The organism is Enterobacter nematophilus (assembly GCF_026344075.1).
GTDB classification, from domain to species: Bacteria; Pseudomonadota; Gammaproteobacteria; order Enterobacterales; family Enterobacteriaceae; genus Enterobacter; species Enterobacter nematophilus.
The window spans coordinates 190,298-207,546 of the sequence record NZ_JAPKNE010000005.1 but is presented as its reverse complement, the minus strand read 5'-3'; the positions used below and the strand labels follow the sequence as shown (position 1 = coordinate 207,546).

Sequence of the window (17,249 nt, the reverse complement as noted above, 5' to 3'; positions counted from 1 at the left end):
TTTTGCTTCAGTTTCGTCGAATGGTTCTCTCCGTCGTCAGCGCGCTGGCGCTGGCTGCACCGGTATATGCAGGCAAACTCGCGATTGTGATTGATGACTTCGGTTATCGTCCACACTATGAAAATCAGGTGCTGGCGATGCCGTCAGCCATCTCCGTCGCCGTCCTGCCGAATGCGCCACACGCGCATGAGATGGCAACCAAAGCCCACAATAGCGGTCATCAGGTGCTCATCCATCTGCCGATGGCACCGCTCAGCAAGCAGCCGCTGGAAAAAGATACCCTGCGCCCGGATATGAGCAGCGATGAGATCGAGCGCATCATCCGCGACGCCTACAACAAAGTGCCGTATGCCGTGGGTCTGAACAACCATATGGGCAGCGCGATGACCTCCAGCCTGTACGGTATGCTGAAAGTGATGCAGGCGCTGGAGCGTTACAATCTCTATTTCCTCGACAGTATGACCATCGGCAACAGTCAGGCGATGCGTGCCGCTCAGGGTACGGGTGTGAAGGTCATCAAGCGTAAAGTCTTCCTGGACGACTCCCAGAACGAAGCGGATATCCGCGTGCAGTTTAACCGCGCGGTAGCGCTGGCGCGCCGCAATGGTTCGGCGATTGCCATCGGGCACCCGCATCCGTCTACCGTTCGCGTTTTACAGCAAATGCTGCCGACCTTACCCGCCGATATCACGCTGGTACGCCCGAGCGATCTGCTTAATGAACCGCAGGTAGATACGTCTCGTCCGGGTAGCGCACAACCTCCCACCACGCAGCCGCGCAATCCGTTCCGCGGCGTGAAGAACTGCACGCTGAAAAAACCGCCTGAACCGGTGCATGCAACCCGCTTCTTCGCGGTCATCAGCGAAAGCGTGAGCCAGAGTACGCTGGTGCAATACTTCCAGCACCAGTGGCAGGGATGGGGTAAAAAAGTCTCAGCGAACCAGTCCCAGTGACGGGCGATTAAGGTAGAACAATGCCGCAACGACACAAAATTCTGCTCCTCGATACCGGTAAAGAGTGGGGAGGAGGCACCAACAGCATGCTCGAACTTCTGAAGCGCATTAACCGCGAGAAGTTCGATATTACCTGCTGTTTTTACAGCGACTACAGCCGGGCCGAAGGGCAAACCATCGGCCAGGTGCTGAACGGCATTGGCATTCCCTTAATTGTGATTCCCCAGGATAAGCAGCCCGCATGGGCGAAAATCGCAAAAGAGCTGGGCCGCAGCCTGTTGTTTTTCTCCCGCAGCGCCCGGAAGGCGTTTACGCGCCATATTGATACCCTCTGGCGCATTCGCCCCAACGTCAGCAAGATCGAGACGATTTTTCGGGAAGGCGGTTTTGATACGCTGTACATGAACAACCAGCCAGGCTCTAACGAAGAGGGTTATCTGGCGGGCGCGAAGCTGCATGCGCGGATCATCCAGCACTGCCGCATTGAGCCGGTGCTGACGCCGCCGCTGGTGAAGCTGGTGAATGCCCATGCCACAAAAATCATCGCCGTCTCGCACGGCGTTGAGCGCGTGTTACTTCAGCATGGCGTCCGGCCCGAGCTGTGTACAACGGTCAACAACGCTATCGACATCCACCAGCCTTTGCCCGACCGACGCGCCATGCGCCAGCGTCTGAACATTGATGACGACACCTTTGTGTTCGGCAGCATTGGGTCGCTTATCCCTCGCAAGGCCAACCACCACACGCTGGAGGCGCTGGCCCAGTTCAGCCAGAAGCATCCGCAGGCAAAATGGAAGATGGTGCTGGTCGGTGAAGGGGCTGAACGCGGCGCGCTGGCGGCACAGGCTGACGCGCTGGGTATTGCTGAACACGTGATTTTTACCGGTTTCCAGAACACGCCTTTTGACTATCTCGCCACCTTTGACGCGTTTATTCTGGCCTCGCAGAGCGAAGGCCTTCCCCGCGTCGTGCTGGAAGCGATGCTGCTGAACATTCCCGTCATTGGTTCAAAGGTGACCGGCACGGCAGAATTGATCGATCACGAGTCGACCGGGCTGCTTTTCCCGTGGAGCGATGTATCGAAACTTGCTCAACATCTGGATAATATCTGGCAGGATCCCGATCTGCGCGCCCGGCTCGCCGCGGCCGCGTATCAGAATGTCTGCAACGTGTATGCCATTGAAAGCTATGTTAACGGTGTCGAGGCCGTTCTTGGCGCGCAATAACCAAACGAGAAGAACATGTTTAAATTCCTGAATGCTCGCTACCGCCACATCACCGGGCGACATAACATTCCGTACGCTTCCCTTCCGGTCACGCGCGATCTCGTTGCGGTGGATTCCATCGTGATTCCGTGTACGGGCGCGGATTTCGTAGAAGAAGCGCTGTTGTCAGCGACCTTTGCAGAACGTTACGCCACCGGCGTCAGCGAAATTGTTATCGTCAGCGATCAGCCTGAATCCGCTTTCGGCGAACTGCCGCCAAAAACCCGCGTCGTTACGCTTACCCTTCCGGTACGCGAGGAAAGTTATCGCTATAAGCAGATCTATCTCAGCCGTCTGGTGAAGCTGAACGCTCCGCTGCAGGCGCGCGGCGAAGGGGTATTGATGATCGACTCCGATCTCAACCTGCTGAAGATGCCAGAGATTAACATGGCCGATATGCACATCTACTCCAGCTTCCGTCAGGGCAAAATGATTGCCAAACTGGACGGCGCACCAGCGGAGAAAGTGCCGGCGTATTACAAAGAGACGGTGCGTCCGTATCTGGTCGATCACGTTAACGGCGCGTTTCTTGCCGCCACCAAAAAGACCTGGCGCCGTATCTGCCCGCTGTGGCTGACGCTGTTCCAGGATACCTGGGAACTGATGGACGACACGCAGCCGCCGACCGATCAGCTGCCGCTCGCTGCGCTGCTGGACATGCTGGATTTAAAAACGGTTAACCTTGGCGACTGGATGAACTGGCCGGTCTCCAAGAAGATCGGCGGTCAGGAAGCCGTTGTGCCGAAAGAGGTGATTGGCGCGCACGGTGGTTTCCCGCTTTCCGAATGGCAGAAGTATCTTGAATCGCCGGATAATAAGCTGCTGTTCAAAGGTCAGGATTACACCCGCAAGGTGCGTTATCTGACGGACGAAGAGAAAAAGAATCAGTAAAAAAAGGGGCCGCTGGCCCCTTTTTTATTACTTATCCCAGCTCAGGATCACTTTCCCTGACTGGCCGGAACGCATCGCGTCAAAGCCCTGCTGGAACTCGTCGATGGAGAAACGGTGAGTAATAATCGGGGACAGATCCAGCCCGGACTGGATCAGCGCCGCCATCTTGTACCAGGTTTCGAACATCTCGCGGCCATAGATGCCCTTGATGAACAGCCCTTTGAAGATGACTTTGTTCCAGTCGATGGACATATCTGACGGCGGAATACCCAGCATCGCGATACGGCCACCGTGATTCATGGTGTCGAGCATGGTGCGGAACGCCGGTGGCGCGCCGGACATCTCCAGACCCACGTCAAAACCTTCGGTCATGCCCAGCTCTTCCATCACGTCGGTCAGGCTCTCTTTGGAGACATCCACCGCGCGGGTGACGCCCATTTTACGCGCCAGCGACAGGCGGTATTCGTTCACGTCGGTGATCACGACGTTGCGCGCCCCCACGTGCTTCGCCACGGCAGCCGCCATAATGCCGATTGGGCCCGCGCCGGAGACCAGCACGTCTTCACCCACCAGGTCGAAGGAGAGCGCGGTGTGTACCGCGTTGCCGAACGGGTCGAAGATGGAGGCCAGATCGTCAGAGATATTGTCCGGGATTTTGAACGCGTTAAACGCCGGGATCACCAGGTATTCCGCGAAGCAGCCCGGACGGTTTACGCCCACGCCGACGGTGTTGCGGCACAGGTGCGTGCGTCCACCGCGGCAGTTACGGCAGTGGCCGCAGGTAATATGGCCTTCACCGGAGACGCGATCGCCAATTTTGAAGCCTTTTACTTCCTGGCCGATACCGACCACTTCGCCGACATATTCGTGACCGACAACCATCGGTACCGGAATAGTTTTCTGCGACCACTGGTCCCAGTTGTAGATGTGAACGTCAGTACCGCAGATAGCCGTTTTACGAATTTTGATCAGCAGATCGTTATGACCGACTTCCGGCTCCGGCACGTCGGTCATCCAAATCCCTTCTTCCGCTTTCAGTTTGGATAACGCTTTCATCACACGTCCTCAGGCAATTACGCCCAGCTGTTTACCGATGCGGGTAAAGGCTTCCACCGCACGTTCAATTTGTTCAGGCGAGTGCGCCGCAGACATCTGGGTGCGGATACGCGCCTGACCTTTTGGCACCACCGGGAAGAAGAACCCGGTGACGTAGATCCCTTCTTTCTGCAGCTCGCGGGCAAATTGCTGCGCGACGACCGCATCGCCCAGCATCACCGGAATGATCGCGTGGTCAGCACCGGCCAGGGTGAAGCCTGCGGCGCTCATTTTTTCACGGAACAGACGGGCGTTGGACCACAGGCGGTCGCGCAGTTCGGCCCCGGACTCCACCATCTCCAGCACCTTGATGGAGGCGGCCACAATCGCCGGCGCCAGGGAGTTGGAGAACAGATACGGGCGAGAGCGCTGGCGCAGCCACTCAACCACCTCTTTACGCGCGGCGGTATAGCCGCCGGACGCGCCGCCGAGCGCTTTGCCCAGCGTACCGGTGATGATGTCCACGCGGCCCATTACGTCGCAGTATTCGTGGGAACCGCGACCGTTTTCGCCGACAAAGCCGACCGCGTGAGAGTCATCGACCATCACCAGCGCGTCGTATTTATCCGCCAGGTCGCACACGCCCTTCAGGTTGGCGATCACGCCGTCCATGGAGAACACGCCGTCGGTGGCGATCAGCACGTGGCGAGCACCCGCTTCGCGGGCCTCTTTCAGGCGCGCTTCCAGCTCAACCATGTCGTTGTTGGCGTAGCGGAAGCGCTTCGCTTTACACAGGCGTACGCCGTCGATGATGGAGGCGTGGTTCAGGGCGTCGGAGATAATCGCATCTTCTGCGCCGAGCAGGGTCTCAAACAGACCGCCGTTGGCGTCGAAGCAGGAGGAGTACAGGATCGCGTCTTCCATCCCAAGGAAGCTCGCCAGCTTTTGCTCAAGCTGCTTGTGGCTGTCCTGCGTACCGCAGATGAAACGTACGGAGGCCATGCCGAAACCGTGGGTGTCCATGCCGTTTTTTGCAGCGGCAATCAACTCAGGGTGATTCGCAAGACCTAAGTAGTTGTTCGCACAAAAGTTGATCACATGGCTGCCGTCGGCAACGGTGATGTCCGCCTGCTGAGCAGACGTGATAATACGCTCTTCCTTGAACAACCCTTCCGCACGTGCGGTGTCGAGGTCGCTGTTTAACTGTTTGTAAAAATCACCACGCATTGCAATTCTCCAGACTCGGCAAATTTCGGCACATATTACCCAAACCTATAGTTCATGACGAGATGACGCAGTATCTCTTCTCGTTTTTGCAGCATAAATCACGTGTAACCCTGCTGCATATCGGTGAATGGCTGAAGGGTCGCCATACTAATGATATGATATGAATATTAGCGTCCGGGATTGTCCCCGGGCTCCACACTTCAAAGGTTACAGTTATGATCATCGTTACCGGCGGCGCGGGCTTTATCGGCAGCAACATTATCAAGGCCCTCAATGACAAAGGCATCACCGACATCCTGGTGGTGGACAACCTGAAAGACGGCACCAAGTTCGTTAACCTGGTGGATCTGAACATCGCTGACTACATGGATAAAGAAGACTTCCTTATCCAGATTATGGCAGGTGAAGAGTTCGGCGAGATCGAAGCCATCTTCCACGAAGGTGCGTGCTCCTCCACCACCGAGTGGGACGGCAAGTACATGATGGACAACAACTATCAGTACTCCAAAGAGCTCCTGCACTACTGCCTGGAGCGTGAAATTCCGTTCCTGTATGCCTCCTCCGCGGCAACCTACGGCGGTCGCACCTCGGACTTCATCGAATCCCGCGAGTACGAGCAGCCGCTGAACGTCTACGGCTACTCCAAGTTCCTGTTCGACGAGTACGTGCGTCAGGTTCTGCCAGAAGCGAACTCGCAGGTTGTCGGCTTCCGCTACTTTAACGTCTACGGGCCGCGCGAAGGCCACAAAGGCAGCATGGCGAGCGTGGCATTCCACCTGAATACCCAGTTGAATAACGGCGAGAGCCCGAAACTGTTCGAAGGCAGCGACGGCTTTAAGCGTGATTTCGTCTACGTGGGCGACGTGGCAGCCGTCAATCTGTGGTTCCTGGAAAACGGCGTGTCCGGCATCTTCAACCTCGGCACAGGCCGCGCGGAATCCTTCCAGGCGGTGGCTGACGCAACGCTGGCGTACCACAAGAAAGGCAGCATTGAGTACATTCCGTTCCCGGATAAGCTGAAAGGCCGCTACCAGGCGTTCACCCAGGCTGACCTGACCAACCTGCGCGCCGCAGGCTATGACAAGCCGTTTAAAACCGTTGCCGAAGGCGTAACGGAATATATGGCCTGGCTGAACCGCGACGCATAAGTATGAAGATTCTGGTGATCGGCCCGTCATGGGTGGGCGACATGATGATGTCGCAAAGTCTCTATCGCACGCTCAAGGCGCGTTATCCCCAGGCGATAATCGACGTGATGGCACCCGCCTGGTGCCGTCCGCTGCTATCGCGTATGCCGGAAGTGAACGAGGCGATCCCGATGCCGCTTGGCCACGGGGCGCTGGAAATCGGCGAACGCCGCAAGCTCGGTCACAGCCTGCGCGAGAAGCGCTACGACCGGGCGTATGTCCTGCCAAACTCCTTTAAATCCGCCCTGGTGCCTTTCTTTGCGGGCATCCCGCATCGTACCGGCTGGCGCGGCGAAATGCGCTACGGCCTGCTGAACGACGCGCGGGTGCTGGATAAAGAGGCCTGGCCGCTGATGGTGGAGCGCTACGTGGCGCTGGCCTACGACAAAGGGGTGATGCGCAGCGCGAAAGACCTGCCTCAGCCGCTGCTGTGGCCGCAGCTGCAGGTTAACGACGGGGAGAAATCCCACACCTGCAACGCGTTTGGCATTTCGTCTGAACGCCCGATGATTGGCTTCTGCCCCGGCGCGGAATTTGGTCCGGCAAAACGCTGGCCGCACTACCACTACGCCGAACTGGCGAAACAGCTGATCGACGAAGGCTATCAGATTGTGCTGTTTGGCTCGGCGAAGGACCACGAGGCGGGCAACGAAATTCTCGCCACGCTGAGCAACGAGCAGCAGGCCTGGTGCCGTAACCTGGCTGGGGAAACGCAGCTCGAGCAGGCGGTTATCCTGATTGCCGCCTGTAAGGCCGTGGTCAGCAATGACTCTGGCCTGATGCACGTCGCCGCCGCGCTGGATCGTCCGCTGGTTGCGCTGTATGGCCCAAGCAGCCCGGACTTCACGCCGCCGCTGTCGCACAAGGCGCGCGTAATCCGTTTGATCACCGGCTACCACAAGGTACGTAAAGGCGATGCCGCTGAAGGCTACCATCAGAGCCTGATCGACATTACCCCGCAGCGCGTTCTCGAAGAGCTCAACGAACTGCTATTGAGCGAAGAAGGATAACGGATGCGGGTACTGATCGTTAAAACCTCCTCAATGGGCGATGTGCTGCATACGCTGCCGTCGCTGACGGACGCTATGCGGGCCATTCCCGGCATCCGCTTTGACTGGGTAGTAGAAGAAGGCTTCGCGCAGATCCCCACCTGGCATGAAGCGGTAGACCGCGTGATCCCGGTCGCGATTCGCCGCTGGCGCAAAGCGTGGTTCTCCGCGCCGATTAAAGCCGAGCGTAAAGCCTTCCGTGAAACGGTGCAGGCGCAGCGCTACGACGCAATCATCGACGCCCAGGGGCTGGTGAAAAGCGCCGCGCTGGTCACGCGTCTGGCGCACGGCGTAAAGCACGGCATGGACTGGCACACCGCCCGCGAACCGCTGGCGAGCCTGTTCTATAACCGCCGCCACCACATCGCAAAGCAGCAGCACGCCGTAGAACGCACCCGCGAGCTGTTTGCGAAAAGCCTCGGCTATGCGAAACCGGAAGCGCAGGGCGACTACGCCATTGCGCAGCACTTTTTGCGCAATACAGATCCCTGTGCCCAGCCTTATCTTGTCTTCCTGCATGCCACAACGCGTGACGATAAGCACTGGCCGGAAACGCACTGGCGAAGGCTGATTGAACTAATGCAACCTTCCGGTATCCATATTAAACTCCCGTGGGGCGCTGAGCATGAGCGGCAGCGTGCGGAGCGTCTGGCAGCAGGCTATACCCACGTTGAGGTTTTACCCAAACTCACGCTGGCGCAGGTTGCCGCAGAGCTGGCAGGCGCTAACGCCGTCGTTTCCGTGGATACGGGTTTAAGCCATTTAACCGCGGCGCTGGATCGTCCAAATATCACCCTTTTTGGCCCGACCGATCCCGGCCTGATCGGGGGCTATGGCAAAAACCAGCATCAGATGGTCAGCCCGACTCAGCAAACGAAGGATATCAGCGCAGATGAGATTTTTTCATTTTTACAGGGCAACCGTTGGCTTTCCAACAGGGATATTTAACCCATGAGTTACGTATTTCTGCTGATTTTACTCTTTCCGGTGAAGCTTATCCGGAAGCTGTTCCGCAAAGAGACAGGGAAAAACCTGGTCATTCAGACAGCCAAAATCGGCGATTTTGTTAATGCAACGCCTCTTCTGGCGTGGCTGCAGAAAAGCGACGTGCTCATCAGCCGCAGCGTAGGCGCGCTGGCGAAGCATGATGAGACGATCGAAGAGATTTTTTTTATCGAGCAGCATAAGCGTAACCTGTGGCGAAAGCTTCGCTTTGCCTGCAGGATCATGAACCGGTATGACAACGTCTATCTCCTGCAGCCTAACAGCGTGAATCTCTTTTTCGCCGCCGTTTGTAACGCCAAAAACAAGCAATTTTTAAGCACATACACGCGCAGGTGGTATCACGGGATTTTCTATCTCACCGCCGACGGTACCGTTGAGCACGGCAAAAAAACGCTATCAGTGACCAATTACCTGAAGCTGGCCGACCGTTCGTTGACGTGGCAAGACTCTCCAAAGCACGCCACAAAGCCCCTGTTTAAACCCGCGACTTACCCGGTAATCCTTGATAAACCCGGCGCGATCCGCATTGGCATTAGCGTAGCCGCGGGGAATAAAGCAAAAACCGTTCCGCCGGTCATCTGGAAGCAAATTGCCGATCGTCTCGCCGACCTGCCCTGCGAGTTTTATGTCTTTGGTGCTCCGAATGAACAGTCGTGGATGGATGACATCACCCGCGCTTACGGTGAACTGCCCAACTTTATTAATCTGATTGGTAAGATCTCGCTTGAAGAGCTTCCGTGGGTCATTTCTAAGATGGACTGCTATATCGCATCCGACTCCGGAAATGTCTACATCGCCGATGCAGTAGGAGTGCCGGTCGTCTTACTGTTCGGTCCGTGCTGTCACTATGAGCAGCGCCCGCTTGGCAACGTGCTGCTGATTGGCAACGATGACAACATTTGCTCGTATGTCTTTGAAACTCGCTATTATTTCTCACAAGGCCGGGAAGAACTCTTCGCGGTAACAGATGAATCGCTGGACGAACTCAAACATTTCATTTGCGGACTGCCAACAGCAAATTCTGCCTTTGATGCTCAGGGAAACTAATTACTATGGCTTTTCTCAGCATCATTATTGCCGCACATAATGCCGAAAACACGCTTCACGCCACGCTGGAAAGTCTGCAAAACGCGATCGAGAATACAGGCGATGATGTAGAAGTTATTATCGTTAACGACAGTTCCAATGATTCCACACAGGATATTATTGAGGCGTGGTTGCCAAAGCTTCCGCATGCGCAATCCCAATACGTTGAGTATCGTAACGTAGGACATGTTCGAAACGGTGCGGTCTCTCTCGCATCAGGCGAATACATTACGATGCTGGATAGCGATGACCTGTTGAAACCAGGCAGCATCCGGGACGCCGTCGCATTCCTGAAAGCAGAGCGGCCTGATATGTTGCTGACGCGCCTGCTGGAAATACGGGACATGCGGAAAATCACCTCCGACTGGCAGGGATTCACGCCTGCCATATTGTCGCAAAGCGATGCAATAAAGCGTTTCCTACAGCACAAAGATTTTCAGGCGCATCTCATCGGGCAATTCGTGCATCGCAAACTGTATGCAAGCAATCCGATCCCTTCAATGGTCTGTTATGAGGATTTCGCGGTATTTCCCGGCATGCTGATGCAAGCGGGTAAAATATTCTACCAGCGTCAGGGGCACTATTATTACATCAAACGCAGCGACAGTTTATCGAGCCGTCTCGACGCCGGTAAAATCACTACGCTCGTTGAATGTACGTTACAGATGGAAAAAACATTCCCGCACTCGTTTAAGCATCTTGTTGATTGCCACTGGTTTGATATCTACAGTAACCATCGGCAACATCTGACCGACCCGCAGCTCAAACTGGTTAAGCAGCGGGTGAATGCACTTTATTCTTTCTCTTTTTTCTTCTCCAGAGATGTACGTTTCAGCTACAAAAAAAGGGTCATTGAGGCATTATGGAAAAAGTAAAACTGCGGCTCTATCAGCTGACGCTGATTTTGAGCCTCATTTCGTTTGCACTGGCGCTGCTGAGCTCAGGTAAACAACGCGAATTTTTCTATATTGCGGTTTATGCCAGCATTATCGGCTTAGCTTGCGAATATAAAAAAATTACCCTGCGCCCCTTTTCAATCGCGCTACCCATTTTGCTGATTGGGCTGCTCAATCTTGTCTGGTATATGGTGTACGAATATCACAGCGAAGGTTTAAATGCTTACAGCGATTATCTGGGCGCCAGTAAAAAACTGATTTTATCGAGCATTCTCGTTTTTTATCTTGACCGGTTTAAGTCTTACATTGATAAAGCATCCTTTCAGAGATATTTCTTATACGCTTCTGGCGCGGGGTTTGTACTTGCCACTAGCTATGGCTTATGGCAGGCCTCGCAAGGTATGGGGCGTATCGAGATGGCCATAAATCGTGCGACCGTGTCGGCCTATGTTTACTCTGTCCTATCACTGGCGTTTGTATATGGCCTTTACCTACAAAAAAACATAAAGCTGTATGCTGCTGCAGGGCTCATCGTCTTAATATCTTATTTTGTCATTCTCTTAACGGGTACACGGGCCGCAATGGGGCTGTATTTGCTTCTGGCGATTGTGCTCACGCTCTACCACTTCAGAAGAATTCACCTAAAATCAATGCTGATTTTTTTATGTATTGTGGCAGGTGTAGTTATCGTTAGTTACAAGCCATTAATTTCACCCAAGATTATGCAAGCACAGGCTGAACTTGAGAAATATGAAAGTGGTGTTGACAGCACCTCACTTGGCTCTCGTTTTACCATGTGGAATGTAGGTATTCAGAATGGGCTTGCACATCCATTAGGGCAATCATTAGAAGAAAGGTATTTCTGGACGCAGCATTATATTAATGATGGACATCCTAATCTAATCAGTGCACTTGGCTATTTAAAAATACATCTACACAATGAATTTATCGAAAAATACTCTCTGCAAGGGCTTCCGGGTATAGCGATATTACTCTTTTTCTTCGTCTCGATGTTCGCTCACGCACTTAAAAACAGAAATGGTTTGCTGCTGACAACGATGCTTCTTTTATTACTCTATGGTCTGACGGACGTCATTTTATTGAGTTCAGAAGCCTTAATATTTTTTGTTACTGTGTTTGCCCTGAGCACTCCACTCTCGCAAACCAGACAACGTTAATAAGCGATAATGCCCGCCATGCGGGCATTATTTTTTCTTGTACTGATAAAACTCCGCCAGCGTCATCCCAACCGTCTTGTCGGATAACCAGCTAAAGAGCATTTCCAGATCCTGATACAACCCTTCAATCGCCGCCTCATCTTTAAACGTGGGGCTTCCACCCGGCATAAATTCCGAGGAATGCAGCATAAACTCCACGTAATCCTGCCCCTGCGACAGGCATTGCTGCGCCACCTGAATCATCTGCGAGGCATTGCCACCGGTCGGTCGTAGCCAGTTCACGGAGGGCGAACGATATTTACCGCGAAGCCGATCGTATCCCTTTTTGATCGTATTCAGCCAGGCCGGATGTTTATACTGAATGCTCATCGGCACTTCGAGTAAGGGGCTATTACCTGCCCTGGAAATAGTATCTAAATCCATAAAATAGGCATGGTCGGGAAAATGCTGATAATCCGTTCCGCCATTGCCCTGCGGGGCGCCTTTCGCGTTGCGCCAGTTCACGCGCGGCGTCACGGAGCAATCAACCTGGTAGCCCAGCTCAACGAGCAATTTTGCATAGCGGCTATCAAATGACCAACGACCGGCGCGGTGGCTCAGCATTTTGGTCTGGAATGTCTCTTCCAGCAGACGGGTCATGAACAGTACTTTCTCACGCATCACCTCGTCTGAAAATTCAATCAGATACGGCTGCCATCGCCAGTCATCTCCCGTGAGATCGTGCTCAGGGGGGCTATTCCATGCGTGAAGGTGCATTCCCACCTCCCCCTGCCCGCGAGCAATCACGTCCCTGGCGAATTCAATGAAAACGGGCTCGATTGCCATCTCATAGTTTGTCAGCCATACGGGCTTAAACCCAAAACGCTCACAAAGGGCCTGGAAGCGGGCCAGGTAGCGCGCGTTTTCCGTTTTAATGACGCGGTGATTCTGCCAGAGATTATCGCCCTCAGTATCAATCGTGATGATAAACGCTGGTTTTTTCATAATGAGTCCGCATGACAGGGAAGTTAGCGCTATGTTACGCACTCACCGAAGCATGAGTAAACCCTTCCTGGGAAATTCCTGAGATTATGGAGAAAGAGTGCAAGTCGCTACCAGGTCTATTAGAATTGCCAACAGTACAACGCCGATAAGATGATGATGAATAACTTACCTGACACGCCTGATTTGCGCATTTTACTGATCAAACTCCGCCATCATGGCGATATGTTATTGACTACCCCCGTCATTGATTCGTTACGTCAAAAATGGCCACACGCGCAAATTGACGTGCTGTTGTATGAAGAAACGCGCGATATGCTCGCCGCACATCCGGCAATTGGCACTATTTATGGCATCGATCGTAAATGGAAGCAGCTGGGCACGTTAAAGCACCTCCAAAAGGAGTGGCAGCTGCTCTGCGCGTTACGAAAGCAACATTATCATCTGGTGATTAATCTTGCCGATCAGTGGCGTAGCGCTATCGTCACCCGCTTCACCGGTGCGCCGGTTCGCCTCGGATTCGCCTTTAACAAACGCAACAATCTCTTCTGGCGTTTCTGTCATAGCGAATTAGTCTCTGTTGCAAATCACAAATCCCTGCACACCGTCGAACAAAATCTCTCCATTCTGTCGCCATTACAGGTCGCGCCTGAGCCAGCTGTTACCATGGCCTACAGCGCAGAAGACTGGCACCACGCCCGCCAGCAGCTGGTGCAAAAAGAAGTGGGCGATAACTACATCGTCATTCAGCCAACGTCACGCTGGTTCTTCAAATGCTGGGATGAGAGCAAAATGGCGGAAGCCATCACCGCGCTGCAGCAGGATGGGCATACCGTTGTACTGACGGCCGGGCCGGATAAAAAAGAGCTGGCGATGATCGATCGCATTCTCGCCGCCTCACCGAAGACGGGAGTCGTCTCGCTGGCGGGCCAGCTCACGTTGCGCCAGCTGGCCTCACTCATCGATCACGCGTGTCTTTTTATTGGCGTTGACTCCGTTCCGATGCATATGGCCGCCGCGCTGCAGACGCCCTGCGTGGCGCTGTTTGGCCCTTCCAAACTGACGTTTTGGTCTCCATGGCAGGTCAACGGTGAAGTCATCTGGGCTGGCGACTACGGTCCCCTTCCCGATCCCGACGCTATTGATACCAAAACGAAAGAACGCTATCTCGACGCCATTCCTGTTGATGCTGTCGTCTCCGCTGCAAGGAGATATTTGTCATGAAACACCATCGTCTGGCGATTGTTCGCCAAAAATATCGCCCTGATGGCGGAGCGGAGCGCTTCGTTTCGCGTGCGCTCACCGCGCTGAGCAACCAGAATCTTGAACTCAACGTCATTACGCGTGAATGGCAGGGCGAAAAGCAGGCCGACTGGCATATCCATATTTGCGACCCGCGCAAATGGGGCCGCATCAGCCGCGAGCGTGGTTTTGCCCATGCCGCCCGGGCGCTGTGGCAACAGCAGCAGTTTGATATTGTGCAAAGCCACGAGCGTATTCCGGGCTGTGATATCTACCGCGCAGGCGATGGCGTTCATCGCCGCTGGCTGCTGCAGCGTGCGCGCATTCTGCCCGCCTGGCGCGCGCAGATGCTGATGGTCGATCGCTATCACCGCTACGTGATGCGCGCCGAGCGTGAAATGTATCAGGCGCCAGAGCTGAAAGCGGTTATCTGTAATGCGGAGATGATTAAACGCGAAATCGTTGAAGACTTTGATATTGACGCAAAAAAAATACATGTGATTTATAATTCAATTGATTCCAGCCGCTTCGTTCCGGCCCAGGAAGCACAGCGTGCCGCGCTGCGTCAGCAATTTGGTTTGCCAGCCGATGCCGTGGTGTTCTGTTTTGTAGGATCGGGATTTGAACGAAAAGGATTGGCCAGCGCCATACGCGCTATCGCAGGAACTTCAGCCTGGCTGATTGTGGTTGGACAGGATAAAGCAGAACATCGTTATCGTGACCTCGCCCGTTCATTAGGCTGCGAAGGGCAAATCCGTTTCCTGGGGATGCAGAAAGAAACGCTGCCTTTTTATCAGCTATCCGATGGTTTACTGTTGCCAACGCTGTATGATCCCTTTCCAAACGTCATTCTTGAAGCGATGGCCTGCGGCTTGCCCGTCATTACTTCAGAGAGCTGCGGAGGCGCTGAATTTATTCAGCAAGGCCAGAACGGATTTTATTGTGACGCCCTGGATATCAGCACATTGAAGGAGGCAATTGCAGCCACCCCTTCTCTGGGAAAAAATAACACGATGGGGCAAGCGGCACGTGAACGGGTAAAAGACGCCACCCCCGAAAAACTGTCAAGTCAGCTTATTTCGCTTTATCAAAAATTACTGGATTAAAAATGCGCATCCTAATGATTATTGATGGTTTACCCGGTGGGGGAGCTGAAAAAACAGTTCTTACACTTTCCAGCGGATTAACGGAAATGGGGCATCAGGTCTCCCTTTTCTCTCTGCGGAAAGTGTGTGATTACGCCATCCCGGAAGGCATTGATTATCAGGTGGTTCAGGATACCTGCAAAAAACCGTGGCGCAAGCTGACGGAGATCCCGCGCCGCGCCCGTCTGCTGGATCGGGCAATTGAGCGGGCTGAGCGCAGCGGAAAATTTGACGTTGTGTTCTCTCATCTGCACAAAACGGACCGCATTGTGGCGCACTGCCGCGCGCTGGAACGCGATAAGGTCTGGTTCTGCGTGCATGGCATGTTCTCGTTCTCTTATCTTCGCCATCGCAGCGGGCTTTCGCGCTGGTTTAAGCATCTTAAAATTCGTCATACCTACGAAAACCGAAACGTTGTCGCCGTCTCAGGCGCCGTGTTGAAAGATCTTTCCGAGACGCTGGCTCTCAAACTCCGGCGTAAAGCGGTTATCCACAATCCTTTTGATATCCCTGAAATTCAACGTCTGGCGGATGCCCCCTTCGAGATGCAAGGGAAGGATTACATCATCCACGTCGGCCGCTTCCATGAACACAAACGCCACGACCGCCTTCTGCGCGCGTTCGCACAGAGCCAGCTTGACACTACGCTTGTCATGATGGGCAATGGCTCCGAAGCCAAAATTCAAAAGCTCAAACAGCTTGCCCGCGGCTTGGGTATTGAAAACAAAACGGTTTTCCGTCCCTTCGACTCCAACCCCTACCCCTGGATTAAAGGGGCACGCCTCTTAGTGTTAAGTTCTGACTGCGAAGGTTTTGGTAATGTGCTGGTGGAATCCATTATCTGCCAGACGCCACCGGTCAGTACCAATTGTCCTGGTGGCCCCGCAGAAATCCTCACCGGCGACTTAGCGCGCGGGCTGGCAGAGCTAAATGACGGGTCACTGGCAAAAACCCTGGTAGATATTTATACCGCCCCGCCGGTCGTTGGCGATGCAACGATTGCATCGTTCGGTATCAATGCCATTTGCCAGCAGTACATTGCTTTGGTCGACAATCAAAAATAATCAGGTTTCTTATGCAAAATTCAGCGCCATTATTAAGCGTGGTGGTTGCCGTTTATAACGGCGAAGCTTTTCTGGATCAGTTCTTTACCTGCCTTGTGAATCAACGCATCGACAGCATGGAAGTCATCATTGTCAATGACGGCTCGACTGACCGCTCAATGCAGATCGTCGAAAGCTGGCGTGAAAAACTGCCGCAGATGCAGGTGATTGAACAGCAAAACCAGGGCGTTTCCATCGCGCGGAATACCGGCCTGGCCGTTGCAACCGGTCAGTATCTCTCTTTCCCGGATATTGATGACGTCTTCAAACCTGGCATGTACCAGCGTCTGCTGGATATGGCCGTTACGCAGGATCTGGATGTCGCCACCTGCAACGGCAACTACGTCTGGGAAAATGATAAGAAACCGTCTCGTCCTATCTTCCCTGAGGATAAACTCGCCTCGACGGGCGTTATGACGGGCCCGGCATGGCTAAAGATGGCGCTGGATTCACGTAAGTTCCTGCACGTGACCTGGCTTAATATCTATCGCCACGATTTTATTCGTAAACACAGTTTCCATTTCGAACCCGGCCTGCGTCATCAGGATATCCCGTGGACCACCGAGGTGCTGCTTGCCGCAGAGCGCGTTCAGTACACCAGCGAACGCTTTTATGACTACTACATTCACTCTGCCTCGGTATCGCACATGCCGGATAATGACGACACGCTGATTCGCTCCGCGCGCCACTACATGAAAATCCTGCAGATGCTTGATGCCATTAACCAGCGTTACCCGGATAAAGTGAAAAATATCCCCGCCTGCCACTGGCAAATCGCCAAAGAGGGGCTCGGGATCATTCATACCTTCGACAATATGAAGGATGAGACGAAGAAAACAATGATTATCAAAGAGTTCTTCGACACCGGGATCTGGAAGCTTATCTGGAAAAGTGCCAAAAGCCCGCGTTTGCGCTGGCGCCTGGGCCGACGCTACTTCCGTTTAAAACGGTATCTGGCATAAGAGATAGCTTTACCTGGCTTAAATGCTTAGAATTTGCCCGCCGA

16 protein-coding genes are annotated in these 17,249 nt (G+C 54.0%); 13 read left to right on the top strand and 3 right to left on the bottom strand.

Annotation, left to right across the window (positions count from 1 at the left end; all coding sequences use genetic code 11):
* Window positions 1-2: 2 nt before the first annotated feature.
* From OSH03_RS15340 to OSH03_RS15330, 3 genes are read left to right on the top strand one after another with little or no spacing between them, the layout of a single operon-like run.
* Window positions 3-953, top strand: coding sequence for a divergent polysaccharide deacetylase family protein (locus OSH03_RS15340; protein WP_266179500.1), 951 nt, complete (start codon window positions 3-5; stop codon window positions 951-953).
* 20 nt (window positions 954-973) lie between these two features.
* Window positions 974-2,179, top strand: coding sequence for a glycosyltransferase (locus OSH03_RS15335; protein WP_266179499.1), 1,206 nt, complete (start codon window positions 974-976; stop codon window positions 2,177-2,179).
* 15 nt (window positions 2,180-2,194) lie between these two features.
* Window positions 2,195-3,109: a hypothetical protein gene (locus tag OSH03_RS15330; RefSeq protein ID WP_253540238.1), complete on the top strand. Its 915-nt coding sequence runs from the start codon at window positions 2,195-2,197 to the stop codon at window positions 3,107-3,109.
* 27 nt (window positions 3,110-3,136) lie between these two features.
* Here OSH03_RS15330 and tdh read toward each other — a convergent pair whose 3' ends face one another.
* The gene (tdh, locus tag OSH03_RS15325) at window positions 3,137-4,165 is read right to left on the bottom strand and encodes an L-threonine 3-dehydrogenase (protein WP_042717745.1); all 1,029 of its coding nucleotides are present in this window, start codon (window positions 4,163-4,165) and stop codon (window positions 3,137-3,139) included.
* A gap of 9 nt (window positions 4,166-4,174) precedes the next feature.
* Window positions 4,175-5,371, bottom strand: coding sequence for a glycine C-acetyltransferase (kbl, locus tag OSH03_RS15320; protein WP_048996487.1), 1,197 nt, complete (start codon window positions 5,369-5,371; stop codon window positions 4,175-4,177).
* 215 nt (window positions 5,372-5,586) lie between these two features.
* Between kbl and rfaD the strand changes: the two genes are divergently transcribed.
* Genes rfaD through OSH03_RS15290 form a run of 6 tightly spaced genes read left to right on the top strand, consistent with a single transcriptional unit; the run spans window position 5,587 to window position 11,772 of the window.
* Window positions 5,587-6,519, top strand: a complete 933-nt coding sequence (rfaD, locus tag OSH03_RS15315) for an ADP-glyceromanno-heptose 6-epimerase (protein WP_061096624.1) — start codon at window positions 5,587-5,589, stop codon at window positions 6,517-6,519.
* A gap of 2 nt (window positions 6,520-6,521) precedes the next feature.
* Complete coding sequence (rfaF, locus tag OSH03_RS15310; RefSeq protein WP_116342993.1) at window positions 6,522-7,568, top strand: ADP-heptose--LPS heptosyltransferase RfaF; 1,047 nt, start codon at window positions 6,522-6,524, stop codon at window positions 7,566-7,568.
* Window positions 7,569-7,571: 3 nt separating this feature from the next.
* Window positions 7,572-8,555 (top strand): lipopolysaccharide heptosyltransferase RfaC, encoded by a 984-nt coding sequence (gene rfaC, locus OSH03_RS15305; protein WP_266179498.1) that lies wholly within the window; start codon window positions 7,572-7,574, stop codon window positions 8,553-8,555.
* Between the two features lie 3 nt (window positions 8,556-8,558).
* Window positions 8,559-9,659, top strand: coding sequence for a glycosyltransferase family 9 protein (locus OSH03_RS15300; RefSeq protein ID WP_266179497.1), 1,101 nt, complete (start codon window positions 8,559-8,561; stop codon window positions 9,657-9,659).
* Window positions 9,660-9,664: 5 nt separating this feature from the next.
* Window positions 9,665-10,573 (top strand): glycosyltransferase family 2 protein, encoded by a 909-nt coding sequence (locus OSH03_RS15295; RefSeq protein ID WP_266179496.1) that lies wholly within the window; start codon window positions 9,665-9,667, stop codon window positions 10,571-10,573.
* A complete protein-coding gene (locus OSH03_RS15290; RefSeq protein ID WP_253540234.1) occupies window positions 10,561-11,772 on the top strand; it encodes an O-antigen ligase family protein in 1,212 nt (403 codons plus the stop codon). Before OSH03_RS15295 ends, OSH03_RS15290 begins: the two co-directional genes overlap by 13 nt.
* Before the next feature lie 27 nt (window positions 11,773-11,799).
* Here the strand turns inward: OSH03_RS15290 and OSH03_RS15285 are convergent, their stop codons facing one another.
* Window positions 11,800-12,756 carry a polysaccharide deacetylase family protein gene (locus tag OSH03_RS15285; protein ID WP_266179495.1) on the bottom strand — a complete coding sequence of 319 codons (957 nt, stop codon included), beginning with the start codon at window positions 12,754-12,756 and terminating at the stop codon, window positions 11,800-11,802.
* 150 nt (window positions 12,757-12,906) lie between these two features.
* Here OSH03_RS15285 and rfaQ point away from each other — a divergent pair, with 150 nt between their 5' ends.
* The 4 genes from rfaQ to OSH03_RS15265 are packed head-to-tail and all read left to right on the top strand — an operon-like array spanning window position 12,907 to window position 17,205.
* Complete coding sequence (gene rfaQ / locus OSH03_RS15280; protein WP_266179494.1) at window positions 12,907-13,977, top strand: putative lipopolysaccharide heptosyltransferase III; 1,071 nt, start codon at window positions 12,907-12,909, stop codon at window positions 13,975-13,977.
* Window positions 13,974-15,101: a glycosyltransferase family 4 protein gene (locus tag OSH03_RS15275; RefSeq protein WP_266179493.1), complete on the top strand. Its 1,128-nt coding sequence runs from the start codon at window positions 13,974-13,976 to the stop codon at window positions 15,099-15,101. Before rfaQ ends, OSH03_RS15275 begins: the two co-directional genes overlap by 4 nt.
* 2 nt (window positions 15,102-15,103) lie before the next feature.
* Entirely contained in the window at window positions 15,104-16,204 is a 1,101-nt protein-coding gene (locus tag OSH03_RS15270) for a glycosyltransferase (RefSeq protein WP_266179492.1), read from the top strand.
* An 11-nt stretch (window positions 16,205-16,215) separates the two neighbouring features.
* On the top strand, window positions 16,216-17,205 hold the full coding sequence (locus tag OSH03_RS15265) for a glycosyltransferase (RefSeq protein ID WP_061096633.1): 990 nt from the start codon (window positions 16,216-16,218) through the stop codon (window positions 17,203-17,205).
* Window positions 17,206-17,249: the final 44 nt, after the last annotated feature.